Raw genomic sequence first — 20,165 nt, forward strand, 5'->3', positions numbered from 1 at the left:
GGAAACGACGTCGGGCGCTCGCCCCCAGCGGCCCATGACCAGGAGTAGCTGAGTGGAAAGTTTCTTCTCCTTCATCCTCTACCCGGTGTCGGCGATCTTGTGGTTCTGGCACAAGGTCTTCGGCACCGTGCTCGGCCCGGACAACGGCTTCGCCTGGGCGCTTGCCGTGTTCTTCCTGGTCTTCACGCTGCGCGTGGTCCTCATCAAGCCTGCGCTGAGCCAGATGCGCGCAGGCCGCAAGATGGCCAAGTTCGCGCCGCACATCCAGAAGCTGCGGGAGAAGTACAAGAACGACCGCCAGCGCATGGCGCAGGAGATGCAGAAGCTCCAGTCCGAGCACGGGGTCAACCCGCTCGGCGGCTGCCTGCCCGCGCTGCTGCAGATCCCGGTCTTCCTGAGCCTGTTCCACGTGCTGCGGAACTTCCACCCGGGCGCGCAGAGCAACTTCATCTTCGACCAGGCGGGCGTCGACTCGTTCATCCAGGCCGACATCTTCGGTGCGAAGCTGTCGAACTGGATCACCCAGCCCGCGACGGAACTGGCGTTGTTCGGCACCGACCGGACCTCGATGATGATCGTCGGCATCCCGCTGATGCTGATCGCCTCGGTCGCCACCTACTTCACCATGCGGCTGTCGGTGAAGAAGCAGACGGACGCCTCGATGGCCAACCCGCAGTCGGCGATGATGGCCAAGTTCATGATGTACATCGCGCCGATCGGTGCGATCGTCTCCGGTTGGTTCCTGCCGATCGCCGTCCTGCTGTACTGGCTTGCCAACAACGTCTGGACGCTGGGTCAGCAGCACTTCCTGACCAAGAAGATCGACGCCGAGCAGGAGCGCGAGCGGCAGAAGGAGATCGAGGCGAAGAAGGCCGCGCCTCGTCCCAAGCCGGGGCAGAAGCCGGCCCGCGACGCCAAAGCCGAGACCTCCTCGGAGGGCGAGGCCGCCACGGCCACCGCCACCGAGGCCAAGCCGGCCAAGCCCGCCCCCGGCCAGCGACCCGGTGGCAAAACCGGCGGGAAGAAGACCCAGCCGAAGAACCGCCCTGGCAAGCAGGCGTCCAAAGCCAAGAAGCGGCGTTAGGCAACGTGTGAGAAAAGGCCGGTGGATATCGTGTCCCCCGGCCTTTCGCTTCCGGTAAAGTCCGGTTTTACCGAACCGGGAACCGATCGGGACCGCCGGTCGTTGGATCTGGAGACGGCGCAAGAACGCCCAGGAGGATGAGTTGCGCACAACGAGCAACCCCGCGTTCCGGAAGCTGCCGGAAATGGCCGGTGGCTACGCGAACTTCAACTACGGCCAGGGACAGCAGTCGTCCTACGGCCAGGCGCCGGCTGCTCCCCCGCAGGCCGCGCGACCGATGACGATCGACGACGTGGTCACCAAGACCGCGATCACCCTCGTGCTGGCGGTGATCACCGCTACGCTGACCTTCCTGGCCGGTCCGCCCGCGGTCGCCCTGGCGCTGCCCGCGGCGCTGGTCGCCCTGGTGATCTCGCTGGTCATCGTCTTCACCAAGAAGGTCCGGCCGGCTCTGGTCGTGACCTACTCGGCGCTGGAGGGCGTGTTCCTCGGCGGCATCAGCTACTTGTTCGCGTCGTGGTTCAGCCCCGGCATCATCATGCAGGCGATCGTGGGCACCCTCGGTGTCTTCGCCACGATGCTGGTCGTCTACAAGACCGGCGCGATCCGGGTGACGCCGAAGCTGACCAAGTGGATCATCGGCGCAGTCGCGGGTGCGGCGATCCTGATGCTGGTCAACCTGGTCGCCAGCTTCTTGATGCCGGGCGGCTTCGGCCTGCGCGAAGCTGGCCCGCTTGGCATCGGCTTCAGCCTGCTGTGCATCGGCATCGCGGCGTTCAGCTTCCTGCTCGACTTCGACGCCGCCGACAAGGCGATCCGCAGTGGTGTGGACGCCAAGTTCGCCTGGTACATCGCCTTCGGCCTGATGACCACCCTGGTCTGGCTGTACCTCGAGATCCTCCGCCTGCTGTCCTACTTCTCCAGCAGCGACTGACGCGAACCCCGAAATGCGAACGAAGTGGCCGCCACCCCTCGGGTGGCGGCCACTTCGCTTCGGAGGCCCAGATTGCGGCGGTGAACCGTGATCCGAGAACTGCCGTGGTCCGATCCCCCGAGAACTGCCGTAATCGGTGGTCGGATCACTGGGGTGTATCGGGTGGCCGCAGTTCAGCTGAGGCGTTCGAGGACCATGGCCATGCCCTGGCCGCCGCCGACGCACATCGTCTCCAGTCCGAACTGCTTGTCGTGGAACTGGAGGGAGTTGATGAGCGTCGTGGTGATGCGCGCGCCGGTCATGCCGAAGGGGTGGCCGACGGCGATCGCGCCACCGTTGACGTTCAGCTTCTCCAGCGGGATGCCGAGGTCCTTGTAGGACGGGATGACCTGCGCGGCGAACGCCTCGTTGATCTCCACCAGGTCGATGTCGTCGATGCTCATGCCCGCGCGCTTGAGGGCCTGCTTGGACGCCTCCACCGGGCCCAGGCCCATGATCTCCGGCGACAGGCCGGACACGCCGGTCGACACGACGCGAGCCAGCGGGGTCAGCCCGAGCTCCTCGGCCTTGGTGTCGCTCATGATGACCAGCGCCGCCGCTCCGTCGTTGAGCGGGCAGCAGTTGGCGGCGGTGATCCGGCCGTCGGGGCGGAACACCGGCTTGAGGCCGGCCACGCCCTCCTTGGTCACGCCTGCGCGCGGGCCGTCGTCGGCGGAGACGACGGTGCCGTCCGGGGTGGTGACCGGGGTGATCTCGCGGGACCAGAAGCCGTTGGCGATGGCCTTCTCGGCGAGGTTCTGCGAGCGCACGCCGAAGTCGTCCATCTCGTCGCGGGTGACGCCCTTGAGGCGCGCGAGGTTCTCCGCGGTCTGACCCATCGGGATGTAGACGTCCGGCACGAGGTCGAGCTCGCGCGGGTCGGTCCAGCTCTCCGCGCCCTGCTCGGCGGTCTGCTGGGTGCGGGCCTCGGCGTCGGCGAAGAGCGGGTTGTGGGTGTCCGGCAGCGAGTCGGAGGAGCCCTTGGCGAAGCGCGACACCGCTTCGACACCGGCGCTGATGAACACGTCGCCTTCACCGGCCTTGATGGCGTGCAGCGCCATCCGGGTGGTCTGCAGGCTCGACGAGCAGTAGCGGGTGATGGTGGTGCCGGGCAGCTGGTCGTAGCCGAGCTCAACGGCGACCACGCGGGCCATGTTGAAGCCCTGCTCGCCGCCGGGGAGACCGCAGCCCAGCATCAGGTCGTCGATGTCGGCGGGGTTGAGCTCGGGGACCTCGTCCAGGGCGGCCTTGATGATCTGAGCGGTCAGGTCGTCCGGACGGATGTCCTTCAGCGATCCCTTGCCGGCGCGCCCGATCGGGGACCGCGTGGCGGAGACGATGACTGCTTCGGGCATGGGGGAACTCCTTCGTTCGCCGGGGCGCGAAAGTTCGTTACTGACGAGTCACTTTAAGGGCGCTGAGGCCATCTTGGCGGTGACGCCACTCACCGACAACCCCCGTACCGACCGGTCGGTACCCCATGTGGTCGAGCACCTGCGGGAATCAGGCTCCTGAAATCCGGTCAATCCAGGCCGCGGCCCGGTGTTCGGGGGTGGAGGCGGCGGTTGAGGTGGGCGACGATGCGGCTGGTGGGGCGGCGGGCTTCGGCCGTTTCCGATCGGGTGGGCGCCGGCGGCAGCGGGCCGCCCTGCCAGGCGCCGATGGCCATGCACATGACCGGGAGCAGGATGTCCGCGGCGGCCTCGTAGCCCGCGCCGGACGGGTGGAACCGGTCCGGGCTGAAGAACTCCGCCGGCCGGGTCAGGAACTCCGGTGAGAGCAGGTCCGCGAGCGGGACCGCGTAGCCGCCCGCGGTCTCCACGCAACGGCGTTGCGCGCGAGCCAGCGCGATGCTCCAACGGCTGGCCACCGAGCGCAGCGGCTGCGGGATCGGCCGGATCGACCCGAGGTCCGGGCAAGTGCCCACGACGACCTTCACGTCCGCCTCGACCAGCCGCCGGACCTGCTCGGCGAGCAGCTCCGCGCACCGCGAGATCGGCAACTTCGAGGTCACGTCGTTGGCGCCGATGATGATCAGCACCACCTCCGGCGGTTGCCGAAGGGCCGCGTCGACCTGCGCGGACAGCTCCCGCGTCGTCGCGCCGACGATGGCGTGCGTGGTCAGCGCGACCGGCCCGTCCAGCTCCTCGGCCAAGCCCTGCGCCACCCGGACACCGGGCAGCTCGCTCGGGAAGTTCGCTCCCAGCCCCGCTGCGGAGGAATCCCCGAGCACCGCCACCTCCAGCGGCCGGACGCCCTCGGGGACCTCGCTGCGCGGCACCGGTCCGACACCGGTCGGCAGGTGCACGCCGTCGGCGCGCAGCGGTTCGGCGATGGGCGGTCCGATGACCCTCCGCGCGTGCCCGGCCTGACCGTTGAGCAAGCCGTAGGCCGCTCCGGACAGGCCACCCGCGGTACCTGCGGCCAGCAGTGCGAGCCGCAAAGCCTTCGTCGCGATCATCTCGCCCCTCCCTCCACACCACCCCCGGGGATCGGGAATGCAAGCCCGGCTCACCAAGGATGCGCTCGGCGGAACTCCCACACCCCACTACCGGTTAGACGCCGCCGAGCCGAAAAAACTTCCTGACCGTGTGTCGTCCGGAAGGTCCCTTGGGTTAGCGCCTGAACAGGCGATTACGCTCGGCATCACACCCGCGCCGGAGACCCGGGCGGGACCGACCGACGACTGAGGACGAGGCGTGGACTACGTCGAGCACGTCACCGAACTGGTGGGCAACACTCCGCTGGTCCGGCTGAACGCGGTGGCCACCGGCAAGACCCCGGTGCTGGCGAAGGTGGAGTACCTCAATCCCGGCGGCAGCGTGAAGGACCGCATCGCGCTGCGCATGATCGAAGCCGCCGAGGCTTCCGGCGAGCTCAGGCCAGGCGGCACGATCGTGGAGCCGACCTCGGGAAACACCGGTGTCGGCCTGGCCATGGTCGCCCAGCGCAGGGGTTACCGCTGCGTGTTCGTCTGCCCGGACAAGGTCGGCGAGGACAAGCGCAACGTCCTCAAGGCCTACGGCGCCGAGGTCGTGGTGTGCCCGACCGCTGTGGAGCCAGAGCACCCGGATTCCTACTACAGCGTCTCCGACCGCCTGGTCGAGGAGATCGAGGGCGCCTGGAAGCCCAACCAGTACGCCAACCCGCAGAACCCCGAGTCCCACGTGCACTCCACGGGGCCGGAGGTCTGGGAGCAGACCGAGGGCAAGGTGACGCACTTCGTCGCCGGCATCGGCACCGGCGGCACCATCTCGGGCACCGGCGAGTACCTCAAGAAGATCTCCGGCGGCAAGGTCAAGGTCATCGGCGCGGACCCGGAGGGCTCGGTGTACTCCGGCGGTCACGGCCGTCCCTACCTGGTCGAGGGCGTCGGTGAGGACTTCTGGCCTACCACCTATGACAACGGGATCTGCGACGAGATCGTGCCGATCTCCGACGCCGAGTCCTTCCAGATGACCCGCCGCCTGGCCAACGAGGAAGCGCTGCTGGTCGGCGGTTCCTGCGGCATGGCGGTAGCCGCAGCGCTCAAGATCGCCGAGACCGCGGGCCCGGACGACGTGATCGTGGTGCTGCTGCCAGACGGCGGTCGCGGCTACCTCGGCAAGATCTTCAACGACTCCTGGATGGCCTCCTACGGCTTCCTCTCGCCCGACGTCGGCGGTGGCCGAGTCGGTGACGTGCTGCGCCGCAAGGACGGCACCATCCCCGAGCTGGTGCACACCCACCCAAACGAGACCGTCGCGGAGGCCGTGGCGATCCTGCGCGAGTTCGGCGTCTCGCAGATGCCGGTCGTGCGCGCCGAGCCGCCGATCATGGCTGCCGAGATCGCAGGGGCGGTCAACGAGCGCGACCTGCTGGACGCGCTGTTCGCGGGCCGCGCCCAACTCGCCGACACCGTCGAGCGGCACATGTCGCCGCCGCTCCCGACCATCGGTGCAGGTGAGGAGATCAGCTCGGCCATGTCTGCGCTGACCGGGGCGGACGGTGCGATGGTGCTCATCGACGGCAAGCCCGCCGGGGTCGTGACCCGCCAGGATGTGCTCGGGTTCATCGCGGGTCGATGACGAGTTGGTGCTGAAGCACCACTGCGCTTCGGCCTGATCAGATAGCGTAGGGCCGAAGTATGCCCAGGACTTTGGACGCCGCAAGGGAGTAGTACCCGATGAGCTCTCCGCAGCCGCCGGACGGCGGTCAGCAGGGTTCGGATCCGATCTCGAACCGGATGGACCCCCAGGACGAGAACCAGGCGGGCGGTGACTCGACTCAGGTCGTCCGGCCCGTCCAGTCGCAGGGGCAGCAGCCTCCGTCGGAGGCGACGCAGGTCGTCCGGCCCGCAGGCCAGCCGCAGGGCGGTGACTCCACCCAGGTGGTGCCGCCGTCGATGCAGCCGGCGCAGCCGATGTACCAGCAGCCGGGCCTCGGTGGTCAGCAGCAGGGTGGTGCGGATGCGACGGCCATGGTGCCGCCGTCGATGCAGCCCCCGCAGCCGATGTACCAGCAGCCCGGCACGCAGAGCCAGCCCGGCGGATTCCCCGCGCAGCCGCCGGGCACTCCCGGCAGCGGTTTCCCGGCTCCGCAGGCCCAGGGCGGTTTCCCGCCCCCGCAGGCCGGCGGCTTCCCGGGGCAGAGCGGGCCGGGTCAGGGCGGTACCTCGACCCTGCCCATCGCGCAGTGGGTCACGATCGGTCTTGCCGCGTTGGGCCTCATCGGCTCGATCATCAGCGGCATCATGACCATGTCCTACCTCCCGGGCGTCGGGATCGCCACGATCCTCGTGGCGTTGATCTTCTGCGGTGTGTGGATCTTCGCCGCCTACTCGGGCGGTCAAGGCAAGCAGTGGGGGCGGATCCTCGTCACCGTCTTCGCCGGGCTGGGCCTCATCGGTGGTCTGATCAACCTGTTCGTCAGCCCGGTCGCCGGGATCTTCGGCCTGCTGGTCGGGATCGCGATCCTGGTGCTGTGGTGGCTGCCGTCCACCACGGCGGGGATGAACGCCCTCGCCGGCGCCCCGGCGCCGCAGGCCGGTGGCTACGGCCAGCCGCAGGGCGGCTACGGCCAGCAGGGCTTCGGGCAGCAGCAGCCGCCGCAGCAGTTCGGCCAGCCTGGACCGCCGCAGCAGTTCGGTCAGCCGCAGCAGGGCTACGGCCAGCAGCCCCCGCAGCAGGGCTTCGGCCAGCAGCAGCCCCCGCAGGGCTACCCGCAGTCCGGTGGCTACCCGCAGCAGGGCGGCTACCCCCAGCAGCCCGGCCAGCCGCCGCAGCCTCCGCAGTGGTGAGCTGAGCTCAACGTCGAAGTGCCCCTGGAACGCCCAGTTCCGGGGGCACTTAGCTTCTCGAGTGAGTTCCGACTCGCGACGCCCCGGCAAGGCGCGGTGGGGCTAGGGACGAGGAGTCCCCGCCTTCCGAGAACTGCTTTCGAGCAGACCACTGCCATGGTGTTGCAGGCGGCCACTGATCGGCGTCGTTCGCAAGCTCGGAGCACTCCCACGCCAAACCTCTCGTCCACCCAATCCTTGGTCCCGCGCGTGGCGCCGAGCTCAGTGCGCCGCGCGCACCGCAGTCGCGACAGCCAAGATCATGCTGTGGGAACGAAGCTTGGCTCCGGTCGCGGGGTCTCGTCGCTGCACTCGGGCCAAGTCGATTTCCCCTTCGTGAGCCAATGTTGAATGGTGATCGATCGTCGAATCCGGGACTGCGAGTTGAGCCGGGGGTGGACTCCCGGTGCGCTCGCTCCGCCCTTGGTCGTACGCTGCTCCACATGAGTGACGGCTTCGCCACCCGCGCGATTCACGCGGGCCAGGAGGCAGACCCGACGACCGGTTCGGTGATCGTGCCCATCCACGCCACCTCGACCTACGCGCAGGACGGCGTCGGAGGGATGCGCTCGGGCTACGAGTACTCCCGCACCGGCAACCCGACCCGGACCGCGCTGGAACGCTGCCTGGCTGAGCTGGAGAACGGCAGGCACGCGCGCGCCTACGCCTCCGGCATGGCGGCCACAGACGCGGTGCTGCGGTCCGTGCTGCGCCCGGGCGACCACCTGGTGATCCCGGACGACGCTTACGGCGGCACCTTCCGGCTGATCGACAAGGTGCTCTCCGGCTGGGGCATCTCCTACACGCCCGCCCCGGTGTCGGACGTGGACGCCGTGCGCGCGGCGATCCAGGAGAGCACCAAGCTGGTCTGGCTGGAGACGCCGACCAACCCGCTGCTCAACATCGGCGACATCGCCGCGCTGGCGCAGGTCTCCGCCGACGCGGGCGTGAAGCTCGTCGTGGACAACACCTTCGCTTCGCCGTTCCTGCAGCAGCCGCTGGAGCTCGGCGCGACCGCGGTGGTCCACTCGACCACCAAGTACCTCGGCGGGCACTCCGACGTGGTCGGCGGCGCGGTGGTCACCTCCGACGACGAGCTGGCCGAGCAGCTGGCGTTCCTGCAGAACGGCGCGGGCGCGGTGCCCGGCCCGTTCGACGCGTTCCTGACCATGCGCGGCCTCAAGACGCTCGCGGTGCGCATGGAGCGGCACAGCGAGAACGCCGAGCGGATCGTCGCGGCGCTGAGCGGTCACCCGAAGGTTGCCAAGGTCCTCTACCCGGGCCTGCCCGAGCACCCCGGGCACGAGGTCGCCGCCAAGCAGATGAAGCACTTCGGCGGCATGGTCTCGTTCCTGCACGCCGACGGTGAGCAGGCTGCCCTGGACGTCTGCTCCCGCACGCGGCTGTTCACCCTCGCCGAGTCCCTCGGCGGCGTCGAGTCGCTGATCGAGCACCCGGGCCGGATGACGCACGCGAGCACGGCGGGTTCGATGCTGCAGGTCCCGTCGGACCTGGTCCGCCTGTCGGTGGGCATCGAAGAGGCCGACGACCTCGTCGAGGATCTGCTCGCCGCACTCGGCTGATCACGCGGGCGGTCGTGCCCGGAATGCGCTCCTGGGCGCGACCGTCACCTGGCCACGAACGGGTCCGAGCTGCCCGAGGACGGGGGATCGGCGGGCTCGCGCGGGGCGACCGGTAGGTCGCTGGGTCGCAGGCAGCCGCCGATGAGCTCCACGACCCCGTCGTGCTCGTGGTAGGTGCCCGGGTCCTCGCAGCCGGAGTTGAGCACCACCAGGACTGCCGCACCGGACAGCGCCGCCGCCGTGATCATGCCGGTGAGCAGCGGGAACACGCCGTTGCTCGGCTGCGCCATGCTGCCCTCCAGGCGGTGTGTCGGTGCGCGCCTCGCGCTCGGTGACCGTGCTGCCCACTGAGGGTACCCAACGTGCCGCCCCGGGGTCGGTTATCGATCCGCAGGGCCTTCTTCCCCCCGGTGACCACCCGAGCAGCTCTGCGTGAGGGCGCTTCGGCGCACGCCTAGTACCCGTGGATCAGCGGTGGCAGGATTGGCGCATGCAGCTCGTCGACCTCGACCGAATCCGCGAAGCGGACGCCCTGCTCGCCAAGGTGGCACGGCGGACCCCGATGGAGCACTCCCGAGTGCTCGGCGAGCACACCGGCGGCGAAGTCCACCTCAAGTGCGAGAACCTCCAGCGCACCGGCTCGTTCAAGCTCAGGGGCGCCTACGTCCGGCTGCTCGGGCTCAACGCCGAGCGCCGCGCGGCCGGTGTGGTGGCCGCCAGCGCCGGCAACCACGCCCAGGGCGTCGCCCTCGCGGCGCACCTGCTGGGCATTCCCGCCACCGTCTACATGCCCGAACGCGCGCCGCTGCCGAAGCTGGCCGCGACCAAGTCCTACGGCGCCCAGGTCACGCTGCACGGTGCGGTGCTCGCCGAAACACTCGCGGCGGCCGAGGAGCACGCCGAGCGGACCGGCGCCGAGTTCATCCACCCCTTCGACCACATGGACATCATCGCAGGTCAGGGCACTGTTGGTCTGGAAATCCTGGAGCAGCTGCCCGAAGTGCGCACGATCCTCGTGCCCACCGGCGGGGGAGGGCTGGTCGCGGGCGTGGCCGCCGCGGTGAAGGCGACGCGCCCCGACGTGAAGGTGCTGGCGGTGCAGGCCGAGCAAGCCGCCGCCTGGAGGCCCTCGCTGGCCGCGGGCAAGCCCGTGCCGTTGACCGACACCCAGACGATGGCCGACGGTATCGCCGTGGGCGAACCGGGCGCGGTGCCGTTCGCGCACGTGTCGGAGCTGGTCGACGGGGTCCTCACGGTCAGCGAGGAGTCGCTGTCGCGCGCGCTGCTGCTGTGCCTGGAGCGGGCGAAGCTCGTGGTCGAACCCGCTGGGGTCGCCGCCGTCGCGGCCCTGCTGGAACACCCCGAGCAGGTAGTCTCACCGACCGCCGCGGTGGTCACCGGCGGCAACATCGACCCGCTGCTGCTGCTCCAGCTCATCCAACACGGCATGACCTCGGCGGGTCGCTACCTGTCGCTGAGCGTCCGGCTGCCCGACCGGCCCGGATCGCTGGCGGCCCTGCTCGCCAAGCTCGGCGAGCTCAACGCCAACGTCATCGACATCGAGCACTCGCGCATCTCCGGTGCGCTCGCGCTCGGCGAGGTCGACGTCGAGGTCTCGCTGGAAACCCGAGGTCAGGAGCACCGCGAGTACGTCGTCGCCCAACTCGAAGCCGTCGGCCACACGATCCTCGCCCGCCGCTGAGAGGAGTTCTCACGTGGCTGCCACCAGCGGTCCCGACGAACTGGACGCCAGGCTGCTGCTTTTGCTCTCCGACGAGCCGCGGCTGGGCGTGCTGGAGTGCTCCCGCCGGCTCGGCGTCGCGCGCGGCACCGTCCAAGCCCGGCTCGACCGGCTCTTCGAGCGCGGCGTCCTGCAGGGATTCCCGCCCGAGCTGGACCTGGCGGCGATGGGCTACGGGCTGACGGCCTTCGCGGTCCTGGAGATCACGCAGGGGCATCGCGGGCTCGTCGCCGAGCAGCTGGCCGCCATCGACGAGGTCTGCGAGGTGCACGCGACCACCGGCCAGGGAGACCTGTTCGTGCGCATGGTCGCCCGGTCCAACGACGACCTGCAGCGCGTGATCGACGAGGTCGTCGGAGTGCCCGGTGTTCGCCGCACATCGACGTCCATCGCGTTGTCCACGCCCGTGCCGCCGAGAGTGCGTCCGCTGCTTCGCCGACTATCCGGGGAAAAGCGAGCGGGCGTCCCGGAATCCGGAACGCCCGCGGACCGAGCGCACGAGCCCGGTATCGATTCTTAATTGCGGTGAAACCGTCGCAACGGTTTCACCCGCATAGGTCAGGTGAAGCCAGATCAACAAAGGCGCGCGGCAACTTCAGCGGCTGCGCAGGAAAGGAGCCCGGAATGAAAGATCAGCCGTTGAAGGGCTCAGCCTTGACGAGCGTGACCTTCATGTTGCCGCCGTTGGGCAGCTCGTACTCCCGGCTCTCGCCCTCCCTGGCATCCAGCAGAGCCTTGCCCAGCGGGGAACTGGGGGAGTAGACCTCGAGGTCGCCGTGGGCGCCCTCTTCGCGGTTGGCGAGCAGGAACTGCTCGGTCTCGTCCTCGCCGTCGTAGCGGACGGTCAGGACCGAACCGGGCTTGGCGATGCCGGACTCGGTGGGCACGTCGCCGACCTGGGCGGTGCGCAGCAGTTCCTGCAGCTGGCGGATGCGAGACTCGATCTGACCCTGCTCCTCGCGAGCGGCGTGGTACCCGCCGTTCTCGCGCAGGTCGCCCTCCTCGCGGGCTTCGTTGATCTTCGCGGCGATCACCGGGCGGTTGGCCACGAGCTCGTCCAGCTCACCCTTGAGCCGGTCGTAAGCATCCTGGGTCAGCCAGGTCACCTGGGTCTCGCTCACGGTCACCACTCCTCGTCGACTTCCGGTCCGCACTCACAACGGGCCAAATTGCAATTCCGTCCTTTTCTCGGCCAATGCCAAGTAACGGAAAAACACGGCCCTCAGCGGGGGCCGTGCTGCGCTCGACGATAGCACGTATCAGCACGCAAAGGGACCGGATTCTCCTCGCGCCCGACGTGCGGCGGGGCGCTTCACCCGGTTGGCCGCGTGTGAGTGGACAAATATTCAGGAACGTTGTAAGTGCAGCCGTACACCTCCCCGATGGTCGCTCGGGCGGATGTACGAAGCACAGTGTCCTGCCGACTCACGCCGTTCGCCGGGTGGATCAGGACTTCGCGTCTTCCGACCTCCTCGCCGGATTCGGCGCGACCCCGCACCACGCAGTCCGCGGGCCGCTGCGGATCGTCCCGCTGGACCTCCAGGGTGATCCGAACGGAGTGATCGTCGATCACCTCGAAGGCGACCTGCTTGCCTTCGATCGGAGCGGAGCCGAGGTTGCGGTAGCCGATGAGCGCGACGCCCGCGAGAGCCAGCAGCACGGCCGCGAGCAGGGACCATCGGAGGAACGGCCGGGTGCGCGCGCTGCGAGCGCGCGAGCCGTACCGGTCCTGCGGGACCTGCTGCTGCGTCACGGCGGCCTTTCCGACGCGGGCGGTGGATCTGCGGCCGGGGACCACGAGGGGTGACGGCCACGATGTCGGCTCCACCGGGAACAATGGAGGACGACACCCACGTTGAGTATCCCTGGAGCGCCCAGCGGAGGAGACGGCGGGGCCGTCGACGCGGAGGAGCCGTGCACAGGGCGGATGCTGCTACTAGCGGGAGGAACGAGCGGGCGATGGCGGACAAGCTGCGACTGATGACGGTGCACGCGCACCCGGACGACGAGTCCAGCAAGGGGGCCGCGACCACCGCGCGCTACGTGGCCGAGGGCCACGACGTGATGGTGGTCACCTGCACGGGAGGTGAAGCGGGCAGCATCCTCAACCCGGCCATGGAGCGGCCCGAGGTCGTGGAGAACCTGACCGACGTGCGCCGGGAGGAAATGGCCAAGGCCGCCGAGATCCTCGGCGTCGAGCACCGCTGGCTCGGCTACGTCGACTCCGGACTGCCCGAGGGCGACCCGCTGCCGGCGCTGCCGGAGGGCGTGTTCGCCACGGTGCCGATCGAGGAGCCCACCCGCGCGCTCGTGAAGGTGATGCGTGAGTTCCGCCCGCACGTGGTGATCACCTACGACGAGAACGGCGGATACCCGCACCCGGACCACATCCGGTGCCACGAGGTCTCCGTCGCGGCCTTCGACGCCGCCGGTGACCCCGACCTGCACGGTGGCCAGGGCGAGCCGTGGCAGCCGCTGAAGCTCTACTACTCGCACGGTTTCTCCCGCAAGCGCATGCAGCTGTTCCACGAGTCGCTGCTGGCCGACGGCAAGGAATCGCCCTACACCGACTGGCTCGAGCGCTGGGACTCCCAGGGCCGCCCCGACCCGGACGACCGGGTCACCACGCGCGTGCCGTGCGGGGAGTACTTCGAGCAGCGGGACGCCGCGTTGCGCGCCCACGCGACCCAGATCGACCCGACGAGCCGCTGGTTCGCGGTCTCGTGCGACGTGCAGCGCGAGCTGTGGCCGACCGAGGACTACGAGTTGGTGCGTTCGCTGGTCGACACCACGTTGCCGGAGGACGACCTGTTCGCCGGCGTGCAGGAGAAGGTGTGCGCATGAGTGCCCAGGAGACCGTCGCACTGGTGCTGGCCCAGGCGCCGGTGCCGCCGCAGGACCCGGGCGGGCAGGGTGAGGACTTCGGCAAGTCCTCGCCGCTCGGCCTGGTGCTGCTGATCGTGTTCGCCATCGCGGTGGTGTTCCTGATCCGCTCGATGACCAAGCACTTGAAGAAGCTGCCGGTCGTCTTCGACGAGGAGAAGGCCAACGCCGCGGCCCCGGCCCGCGTCAAGCGAGCCGAAGCGTCGAAGCGCGCGGATGAGTCCGAGGCCACCGAGCCCCCGGAGCCGACGGGCACCCCCTCCAACACGTCGCAGACGCAGAGGAACGAGTAGGACCCGACTCCGAACGGGGCCGCCTGGGGAACCGGGTGGCCCCGTTCTGAGTCGGATGACCGGATCACGGCCGTACTCGGTGACGTGATTACGCCGGTATTCCGGTCAGCCCAGCCCTCACCAGTGCGTTCGGAAGATCGAGGTGGGAAGGTGGGGGTATGGCTAACCGGCTTGCGGACGCGACGAGTCCGTACCTCCTCCAGCACGCTGACAACCCGGTCGACTGGTGGCCGTGGTGCCCGGAGGCGTTCGCCGAGGCCCGCCGCCGGGACGTCCCGGTGCTGCTGTCGGTCGGGTACGCGGCCTGCCACTGGTGCCACGTGATGGCGCACGAGTCGTTCGAGGACGACGAGATCGCGCGGTTGATGAACGAGCGCTTCGTCAACGTCAAGGTGGATCGCGAGGAACGTCCCGACATCGATGCCGTCTACATGGAGGCCACCCAGGCCATGACCGGCCAGGGCGGGTGGCCGATGACCTGCTTCCTCACCCCCGACGGCGAACCGTTCCACTGCGGCACCTACTACCCGGCGTCGCCGATGCCCGGGATGCCGTCGTACCCGCAGCTGCTCTCGGCCGTCGCGGAGGCGTGGGAAGGGCGCGGCGAGGAGGTTCGGCAGGCCGCGAGCCGCATCGTCGAGCAGCTCAACGCGCAGCGCTCACCGCTGCCGGAGTCGATCTTGGACGACGAGGTGCTGACCGGCGCCGTCGGCCGGTTGCGCACCGAATCCGATCCCGAGCACGGCGGCTTCGGCGACGCGCCGAAGTTCCCGCCGTCGATGGTGCTGGAGTTCCTGCTGCGCCACCACGAGCGCACCGGGTCCGAGCAGGCGCTGGAACTGGCCCGCGACTGCTGCGCGGCGATGGCGCGCGGAGGCATCTACGACCAGCTGGCTGGCGGATTCGCCCGCTACAGCGTCGACGCGGCCTGGGTGGTGCCGCACTTCGAGAAGATGCTCTACGACAACGCCCTGCTGCTGCGCGCGAACGCGCACCTGGGCAGGCTCGGCGACGACCTGGCAGCGCGCGTGGCCAGGGAGACCGCCGGTTTCCTGCTGCGCGACCTGCGCACGCCGGAGGGCGGTTTCGCTGCGTCGCTGGACGCCGACACCGAGGGCGTCGAGGGCCTGACCTACGTGTGGACGCCGGAGCAGCTGCGCGAGGTGCTCGGCGAGTCCGACGGCGACTGGGCGGCGTCGCTGTTCGCGGTGACCTCGGAGGGCACCTTCGAAGAGGGCACTTCGACGCTCCAGCTGCCGCACGACCCCGATGACCAGGCCCGCTGGACGCGGGTGCGGCAGAGCCTGCTGGCGGCGAGGGAGCAGCGCCCCCAGCCGGGCGAGGACGACAAGGTCGTCACCGCTTGGAACGGCCTGGTGATCACCGCGCTGGTGGAGGCCGCGACCGCCCTGGAGGAACCGTCCTGGATCGAGGCCGCCGCCGGTGCCGCCGAGCTGCTGCTGTCGACGCACCTGGTCGACGGCACGTTGCTGCGCACCTCCCGGCACGGCGTCGCGGGCACGGCCGCCGGGGTGCTGGAGGACTACGGCTGCTTCGCCGACGGGCTGCTGTCGCTGCACCAGGCCACCGCTGATCCGCGCTGGCTGACCCGCGCGTGCGAGCTCCTCGACGTCGCGATGGAGCAGTTCGCCGACACCGATCACCCCGGCACGTTCCACGACACCGCCGCCGATGCGGAGACGCTGGTGCGCAGGCCCTCGGATCCGACCGACAACGCCAGCCCGTCCGGTGCCGCGGCGCTGACCTCGGCGTTGCTGACGGCATCGGCCCTGGTCGGGCCGGGGTCCACCAGCCGCTACCGCACCGCCGCCGAGCAGGCCCTGTCGCGTGCGGGACTGCTGGCCCAGCGCGCGCCGCGCTTCGCGGGCCACTGGCTGGCGGTCGCCGAGGCCCGGGCTCAGGGCCCGATGCAGGTCGCCGTCGTGGGACCGGACGAGTCCTCGCGCGCCGAGCTCCTCGCGACGGCCCACCGCCGAGGGCCGGGTGGCGCGGTCGTGGTGGCCTCGACGCCGGGAGCGGCCGGAGTTCCCCTCCTGGCCGACCGGCCCCTGGTCGACGGTGCTGCGGCCGCCTACGTCTGCCACGGCTACGTCTGCGACCGCCCCGTCACGACCTCCGCTGAACTGGCGGACAAGCTCGCTCAGGCGTAGAGCGCGAGCCAGATGGCGACGTGGTGGCAGATGGCCGCCGCGGTGACCGTCGAGTGGAAGAACTCGTGGTAGCCGAAGGTCTTCGGCCACGGGTCCGGCCAGCGGGTGGCGTAGAAGATCGCGCCGACCGTGTAGAGCGCACCGCCGACGATGAGCAGCACCAGCACCGCCGCGCCCGCGTTCTCCAGCAGGTCCGGCAGCACGAACACGGCCACCCAGCCCAGTGCGATGTAGACCGGGACGCCGACCCAGCGCGGCGCGTTCGGCCAGGCCAGCTTGAGGATCACGCCGCCGAGCGCGCCCGCCCACACCACGGCGAGCACGATGGCGCCGGTCGTCGGTTGCAGCGCGATCATCGCCAGCGGCGTGTAGGTGCCGGCGATGAACAGGAAGATCATCGAGTGGTCGAGTCGTCGCATCCAGGTGCGCGCGCCGACCGAGTTCCAGGTCTTGCGGTGGTAGAGCGCGCTCACACCGAACAGGCCGAGCACGGTCGCCGAGTAGATCGAGGTGCCCAGCGCTGCCTCAGCCGACACGGTCGAGGCGGCCAGCGAGACGAGCGTCGCGCCGGCGGCGAAGAACGCCAGCAGCGACCAGAAGTGGATCCAGCCGCGCATGCGCGGCTTGACGATCGCGTGCGGGACTCGGGAAGACACGGCCTTGGTCACGCCACAAAGGTTACGGGACCGTAGGTTTGGTCCGCTGTGACGTCTGTTGCAAACCGGACTCCTGGGGTCGTCGCACGGCGTCCGGTGCACCCGATCGAGGTCTCAGAACCGGCGGCGGTGCGGGTTCTCGGGTGGTGGGAGGAGGAAGATCTGCGCCGCTTGGCCTCAGCGCCGATGGTCGTCCGCATCCGCGTAGTCTCATCTGGCGTGGCGCTCAAGGTTCGTTTGAAAGAACTCATGTACTCGGTCTACGAGCGACGGCTCAGCCGGAAGCTCGATGGCCTGCAGCACCCCAAGCACGTCGGCGTCATCCTGGACGGCAATCGCAGATGGGCCAAGGAAGCCGGTCTGGACGCAGCGCACGGACACCGAGCGGGCGCGCGCAAGATCGCGGAGATGCTCGGTTGGTGCGAGGAGGCGCAGGTCGAGGTGGCCACCCTGTGGCTGCTGTCCACCGACAACCTCAACCGCAGCGAAGCCGAGCTCAACGCCCTGATGGAGATCATCGCCGGGGTGGTCGACGAGCTCACCGGTCCGGGCAAGTCGTGGCGGGTGCGGATCGTGGGTGCGCTGGACGTGTTGCCCACTGAGACCGCCGCCAGGCTGACCGCGGGTGCGCTGCGGACCGAAGGCCGGACGGGGATGCAGGTCAACGTCGCGGTCGGCTACGGAGGCAGACGGGAGATCGCCGACGCCGTCCGCAAGCTGCTGCAGCAGCACGCAGAGGCGGGGACCACGATCGAGGAGCTCGCCGAGGTGCTCACGGTCGACCACATCGCCGAACACCTCTACACTTCCGGCCAGCCGGACCCGGACCTGCTCATCCGCACCTCGGGTGAGCAGCGGTTGTCGGGCTTCATGCTCTGGCAGTCGGCGCACTCGGAGTTCTGGTTCACCGAGGCCTACTGGCCGGAGTTCCGCCGGGTTGACTTCCTGCGAGCGCTGCGCGACTACGCGGTGCGCCACCGCCGCTTGGGCCGCTGACCTCGAGCACGCGGAAAGGCCAGGTCGGAGACGACCTGGCCTTTCCGAATGCGATGAGATCGCTCAGTCGGCGGACGGGTGGTCCACAACCGGGGCGTTGACGCACTCGCTGCTCTGCGGGGACAGCAGCGGCACGACCGCACCCAGCGCGGCGACCTTGTTGCCGCAGGCCTGCACCGGCAGAACGCTGACGTTGTTGTCGTTCAGGACGTTCACGCCGTCGTTGTCCGAGCTGTCGGCGTTGGCGACGGGCGCCAGGGCCAGCAGACCGGCGGCGGCACCGGCGACAATCGCTGCCTTCTTCAGCACTTGAGTCACTCTCCTTTAGGAATTCCGCGGGATTCGGAAATCACACCAACGAACTCTGTCCGAATCCCGGCTGGGAGACCGAGTGTGGTGTGTTCCGGTCGCAAACTACAGCGAACATGCCCGTAGCCCAAATTCGTAACACCATTGTGTGAATCCGGGTCCATGAATCGCTGGTGGACGCGGAATGCGCGCACGAAGAAGGAGCGCCGGAACGAGCCAGCGCTCCTTCTTCGTCGGCGAAGGCGTCAGTCCGCGCTGGGGTGGTCCAGGATCGGGGCGTTGACGCACCCGGTGGAGTTCGGCGAGCCCACCGGGACGACGGCGCCCAGGGCGGCGACGTTGTTGCCGCAGGCCTGCACCGGCAGAACGCTGACGTTGTTGTCGTTCAGGACGTTGATGCCGTCGTTGTCCGAGCTGTCGGCGTTGGCGACGGGGGCCAGGGCCAGCAGACCGGCGGCGGCACCGGCGACAATCACTGCTTTCTTCAGCACAGCTTTGCTCCTTGATGAGATGAGTCGAGCAAGTGCGTGCTTCTGCCCGGGAAGAGTGAATTCCGGAACGAGTGAAGCACCTGGCTTGAAACGTAACGACGGGTTGTGGAACGCGACACTCGGATACCACCATTGTGTGTAATATCGCCGCCAGGGCTAACGTACTCGCAAGTATTCGCCGAAAAGGCCCCGCGCATTTCCAGTGCCATTGGAGTTCGGTGAATTCGGCGTGCGCCCGGCCGCGTACCGTTCAGACGTGGACTCAGCGCGGTTGGTGTCCGACTACGTGCGGCTCGGGCTGCGGTTCGACCGGCTCGAACCGGGTCTGGTCGACTCCTACGCGGGCGACCCGGGGCTGCGGCTCCGGGTGCTCCACGAGCCGCGCCCGGACCCGCTGCGGCTCGTCGCGAGGGCTCGCGAGCTGCGCGACGAGCTGGGCGGTTGCGGGCTGGCCGAACCCCGCTCGTGGTTCCTCGACGCTCAGCTCACCGCGCTGGAGGCGATCGGTCTTCGGATCGCCGGTCAGGAGATGTCGTTCCTGGCGGAAGTGCGGGCGTGCTTCCAGGTCACCCCTGAGCTCGGCGATCCCGACGAGTACCGGGAGGCCCACCGCGAACTCGACGCGCTGCTGCCGGGAGCGGGGGCACTGGTCGACCGGCTCGCCGCGGTCCGGCGCCGCGACCGGCTGTCGCCGGAGCGCCTGGAGGTCTGCGTGGAAGCGGTGTCCGGTGCGCTGCGCTCGCGGGTGCGGGCTCGCTTCGGGCTGCCGGTGCAGGAGCGGGTGCGGTACCGGATCGTCACCGACCGGCCGTGGAGCGGGTTCAACGAGTACCTCGGCGGGTTCCGGTCGCGGGTGTCGGTCAACGCCGACATCGGTCACCGCGCGTCGACCTTGCCGCAGCTGATCGCCCACGAGTCCTACCCGGGTCACCACACCGAGCACTGCCGCAAGGCCGCCGGGATAGCGCGCACCCAACCCGAGCAGGCGATCTTCCTGGTCAACACGCCGCAGTGCGTGCTCGCCGAAGGTCTCGCAGACCTCGGCCTGCACGCGGCGGTGGGGGAGGGCTGGGGCTCGTGGGCGGCGGAGATCTTCGCCGACCTGGGCATCGCGCTGGACGGCGAGCTCGCCGAGCGGCTGGAGGCGGTGCTGGTCCACCTGCTGCCGGTGCGCCAGGACGCGATGCTGATGCTGCACTCCCGGAGGAGGTCGGAGCAGGACGCCGTCGATCACCTGCGCCGCTGGCTGCTGATGCCGGAAGACCGCGCGCGGCACCTGGTGAGCTTCATGCGCGATCCGCTGTGGCGGGCCTACACCACGACCTACGTAGAAGGGTTCCGCCTGCTGCGGCGGTGGCTGTCGGACCACCCGGACGGCACATCGAGCACCGATCGTTACCGCCGATTGCTTGACGAGGCGCTTGTGCCAGAGGTCCTCCGCGCTGAGATCGCGGCACGCGCGCGGTCCTGAATTTCACCCGGAAAGAGCAGCGAGGCTAACCGGGAGTGTTGGATTGAGTTCGTTCTCGTCGCGGCCCAGGGACGCGTCCTGACCTGCTGACGAATCGTCTGGAAACCTTCTATTCACCTTGTGACCTGCGAAAACAGGAGGTAGCGCGCGGTGAGCGCGGGAATGGTTCGAATCACCTAAGTGGCTGTCTGCCGAAG

The 20,165-nt window shown here is 69.3% G+C and carries 20 protein-coding genes; 12 read left to right on the forward strand and 8 right to left on the reverse strand.

The annotated features are described in order from the left end of the window. The first annotated feature begins 52 nt into the window (after window positions 1–52). Both yidC and E1161_RS03685 read left to right on the forward strand, forming a co-directional pair. Window positions 53–1,084, forward strand: a complete 1,032-nt coding sequence (yidC, locus tag E1161_RS03680) for a membrane protein insertase YidC (protein WP_132619532.1) — start codon at window positions 53–55, stop codon at window positions 1,082–1,084. A gap of 142 nt (window positions 1,085–1,226) precedes the next feature. Beyond that, complete coding sequence (locus E1161_RS03685) at window positions 1,227–2,018, forward strand: Bax inhibitor-1/YccA family protein (protein ID WP_132619534.1); 792 nt, start codon at window positions 1,227–1,229, stop codon at window positions 2,016–2,018. A 173-nt stretch (window positions 2,019–2,191) separates the two neighbouring features. Here E1161_RS03685 and E1161_RS03690 read toward each other — a convergent pair whose 3' ends face one another. Next, window positions 2,192–3,412, reverse strand: a complete 1,221-nt coding sequence (locus E1161_RS03690; protein ID WP_132619536.1) for an acetyl-CoA C-acetyltransferase — start codon at window positions 3,410–3,412, stop codon at window positions 2,192–2,194. 167 nt (window positions 3,413–3,579) lie between these two features. Continuing rightward, window positions 3,580–4,518 (reverse strand): SGNH/GDSL hydrolase family protein, encoded by a 939-nt coding sequence (locus tag E1161_RS03695; protein ID WP_132619538.1) that lies wholly within the window; start codon window positions 4,516–4,518, stop codon window positions 3,580–3,582. Window positions 4,519–4,756: 238 nt separating this feature from the next. Here E1161_RS03695 and E1161_RS03700 point away from each other — a divergent pair, with 238 nt between their 5' ends. The 3 genes from E1161_RS03700 (at window position 4,757) to E1161_RS03710 (ending at window position 8,957) form a co-directional block, all read left to right on the forward strand. Continuing rightward, window positions 4,757–6,124 carry a cystathionine beta-synthase gene (locus tag E1161_RS03700; RefSeq protein ID WP_132619540.1) on the forward strand — a complete coding sequence of 456 codons (1,368 nt, stop codon included), beginning with the start codon at window positions 4,757–4,759 and terminating at the stop codon, window positions 6,122–6,124. Window positions 6,125–6,222: 98 nt separating this feature from the next. Next, window positions 6,223–7,335, forward strand: coding sequence for a ZIP family transporter (locus E1161_RS03705; protein WP_132619542.1), 1,113 nt, complete (start codon window positions 6,223–6,225; stop codon window positions 7,333–7,335). A gap of 482 nt (window positions 7,336–7,817) precedes the next feature. Further along, window positions 7,818–8,957 (forward strand): cystathionine gamma-synthase, encoded by a 1,140-nt coding sequence (locus tag E1161_RS03710; protein WP_132619544.1) that lies wholly within the window; start codon window positions 7,818–7,820, stop codon window positions 8,955–8,957. A gap of 44 nt (window positions 8,958–9,001) precedes the next feature. On the opposite strand, the gene E1161_RS03715 is transcribed toward E1161_RS03710, so the two are convergent. Further along, window positions 9,002–9,247, reverse strand: a complete 246-nt coding sequence (locus E1161_RS03715; RefSeq protein WP_132619546.1) for a hypothetical protein — start codon at window positions 9,245–9,247, stop codon at window positions 9,002–9,004. 200 nt (window positions 9,248–9,447) lie between these two features. On the opposite strand from E1161_RS03715, the gene ilvA reads away from it, so the two are divergent. After that, complete coding sequence (gene ilvA / locus E1161_RS03720) at window positions 9,448–10,659, forward strand: threonine ammonia-lyase (protein ID WP_132619548.1); 1,212 nt, start codon at window positions 9,448–9,450, stop codon at window positions 10,657–10,659. A 13-nt stretch (window positions 10,660–10,672) separates the two neighbouring features. Continuing rightward, window positions 10,673–11,218 (forward strand): Lrp/AsnC family transcriptional regulator, encoded by a 546-nt coding sequence (locus E1161_RS03725; RefSeq protein WP_235874759.1) that lies wholly within the window; start codon window positions 10,673–10,675, stop codon window positions 11,216–11,218. A gap of 112 nt (window positions 11,219–11,330) precedes the next feature. On the opposite strand, the gene greA is transcribed toward E1161_RS03725, so the two are convergent. After that, the gene (gene greA, locus E1161_RS03730) at window positions 11,331–11,819 is read right to left on the reverse strand and encodes a transcription elongation factor GreA (RefSeq protein WP_207920074.1); all 489 of its coding nucleotides are present in this window, start codon (window positions 11,817–11,819) and stop codon (window positions 11,331–11,333) included. Window positions 11,820–12,010: 191 nt separating this feature from the next. Then, on the reverse strand, window positions 12,011–12,451 hold the full coding sequence (locus tag E1161_RS03735; RefSeq protein WP_132619552.1) for a DUF4307 domain-containing protein: 441 nt from the start codon (window positions 12,449–12,451) through the stop codon (window positions 12,011–12,013). Between the two features lie 206 nt (window positions 12,452–12,657). Here E1161_RS03735 and mca point away from each other — a divergent pair, with 206 nt between their 5' ends. From mca to E1161_RS03750, 3 genes are all read left to right on the forward strand, one after another. Then, a complete protein-coding gene (gene mca / locus E1161_RS03740) occupies window positions 12,658–13,542 on the forward strand; it encodes a mycothiol conjugate amidase Mca (RefSeq protein ID WP_132619554.1) in 885 nt (294 codons plus the stop codon). Then, on the forward strand, window positions 13,539–13,874 hold the full coding sequence (locus E1161_RS03745) for a hypothetical protein (protein ID WP_132619556.1): 336 nt from the start codon (window positions 13,539–13,541) through the stop codon (window positions 13,872–13,874). Before mca ends, E1161_RS03745 begins: the two co-directional genes overlap by 4 nt. Before the next feature lie 158 nt (window positions 13,875–14,032). Beyond that, window positions 14,033–16,045, forward strand: coding sequence for a thioredoxin domain-containing protein (locus E1161_RS03750; protein ID WP_132619558.1), 2,013 nt, complete (start codon window positions 14,033–14,035; stop codon window positions 16,043–16,045). Here the strand turns inward: E1161_RS03750 and trhA are convergent. Further along, window positions 16,036–16,713, reverse strand: coding sequence for a PAQR family membrane homeostasis protein TrhA (gene trhA, locus E1161_RS03755; protein ID WP_328591205.1), 678 nt, complete (start codon window positions 16,711–16,713; stop codon window positions 16,036–16,038). The genes E1161_RS03750 and trhA overlap by 10 nt on opposite strands. Window positions 16,714–16,920: 207 nt before the next feature. On the opposite strand from trhA, the gene E1161_RS03760 reads away from it, so the two are divergent. After that, on the forward strand, window positions 16,921–17,697 hold the full coding sequence (locus E1161_RS03760; protein WP_132619560.1) for an isoprenyl transferase: 777 nt from the start codon (window positions 16,921–16,923) through the stop codon (window positions 17,695–17,697). Between the two features lie 63 nt (window positions 17,698–17,760). Here the strand turns inward: E1161_RS03760 and E1161_RS03765 are convergent, their stop codons facing one another. Together E1161_RS03765 and E1161_RS03770 are read right to left on the reverse strand one after the other, a co-directional pair. Continuing rightward, entirely contained in the window at window positions 17,761–18,006 is a 246-nt protein-coding gene (locus E1161_RS03765) for a hypothetical protein (RefSeq protein WP_235874760.1), read from the reverse strand. A gap of 245 nt (window positions 18,007–18,251) precedes the next feature. Further along, window positions 18,252–18,497: a hypothetical protein gene (locus E1161_RS03770; RefSeq protein WP_207920076.1), complete on the reverse strand. Its 246-nt coding sequence runs from the start codon at window positions 18,495–18,497 to the stop codon at window positions 18,252–18,254. 256 nt (window positions 18,498–18,753) lie between these two features. On the opposite strand from E1161_RS03770, the gene E1161_RS03775 reads away from it, so the two are divergent. Continuing rightward, on the forward strand, window positions 18,754–19,968 hold the full coding sequence (locus tag E1161_RS03775; RefSeq protein WP_132619562.1) for a DUF885 domain-containing protein: 1,215 nt from the start codon (window positions 18,754–18,756) through the stop codon (window positions 19,966–19,968). Window positions 19,969–20,165 lie beyond the last annotated feature (197 nt).

Origin of the sequence: Saccharopolyspora aridisoli (assembly GCF_004348445.1) — a bacterium.
GTDB lineage: Bacteria > Actinomycetota > Actinomycetes > Mycobacteriales > Pseudonocardiaceae > Saccharopolyspora > Saccharopolyspora aridisoli.

Excerpts from the sequence above, each read along its gene's own strand:
- E1161_RS03690 (WP_132619536.1), bottom strand. The coding sequence starts at position 3,412 with ATGCCCGAAGCAGTCATCGTCTCCGCCACGCGGTCCCCGATCGGGCGC.
- E1161_RS03695 (WP_132619538.1), bottom strand. The coding sequence starts at position 4,518 with ATGATCGCGACGAAGGCTTTGCGGCTCGCACTGCTGGCCGCAGGTACC.
- E1161_RS03705 (WP_132619542.1), top strand. The coding sequence starts at position 6,223 with ATGAGCTCTCCGCAGCCGCCGGACGGCGGTCAGCAGGGTTCGGATCCG.
- E1161_RS03710 (WP_132619544.1), top strand. The coding sequence starts at position 7,818 with ATGAGTGACGGCTTCGCCACCCGCGCGATTCACGCGGGCCAGGAGGCA.
- E1161_RS03715 (WP_132619546.1), bottom strand. The coding sequence starts at position 9,247 with ATGGCGCAGCCGAGCAACGGCGTGTTCCCGCTGCTCACCGGCATGATC.
- ilvA (WP_132619548.1), top strand. The coding sequence starts at position 9,448 with ATGCAGCTCGTCGACCTCGACCGAATCCGCGAAGCGGACGCCCTGCTC.
- mca (WP_132619554.1), top strand. The coding sequence starts at position 12,658 with ATGGCGGACAAGCTGCGACTGATGACGGTGCACGCGCACCCGGACGAC.
- E1161_RS03745 (WP_132619556.1), top strand. The coding sequence starts at position 13,539 with ATGAGTGCCCAGGAGACCGTCGCACTGGTGCTGGCCCAGGCGCCGGTG.
- E1161_RS03750 (WP_132619558.1), top strand. The coding sequence starts at position 14,033 with ATGGCTAACCGGCTTGCGGACGCGACGAGTCCGTACCTCCTCCAGCAC.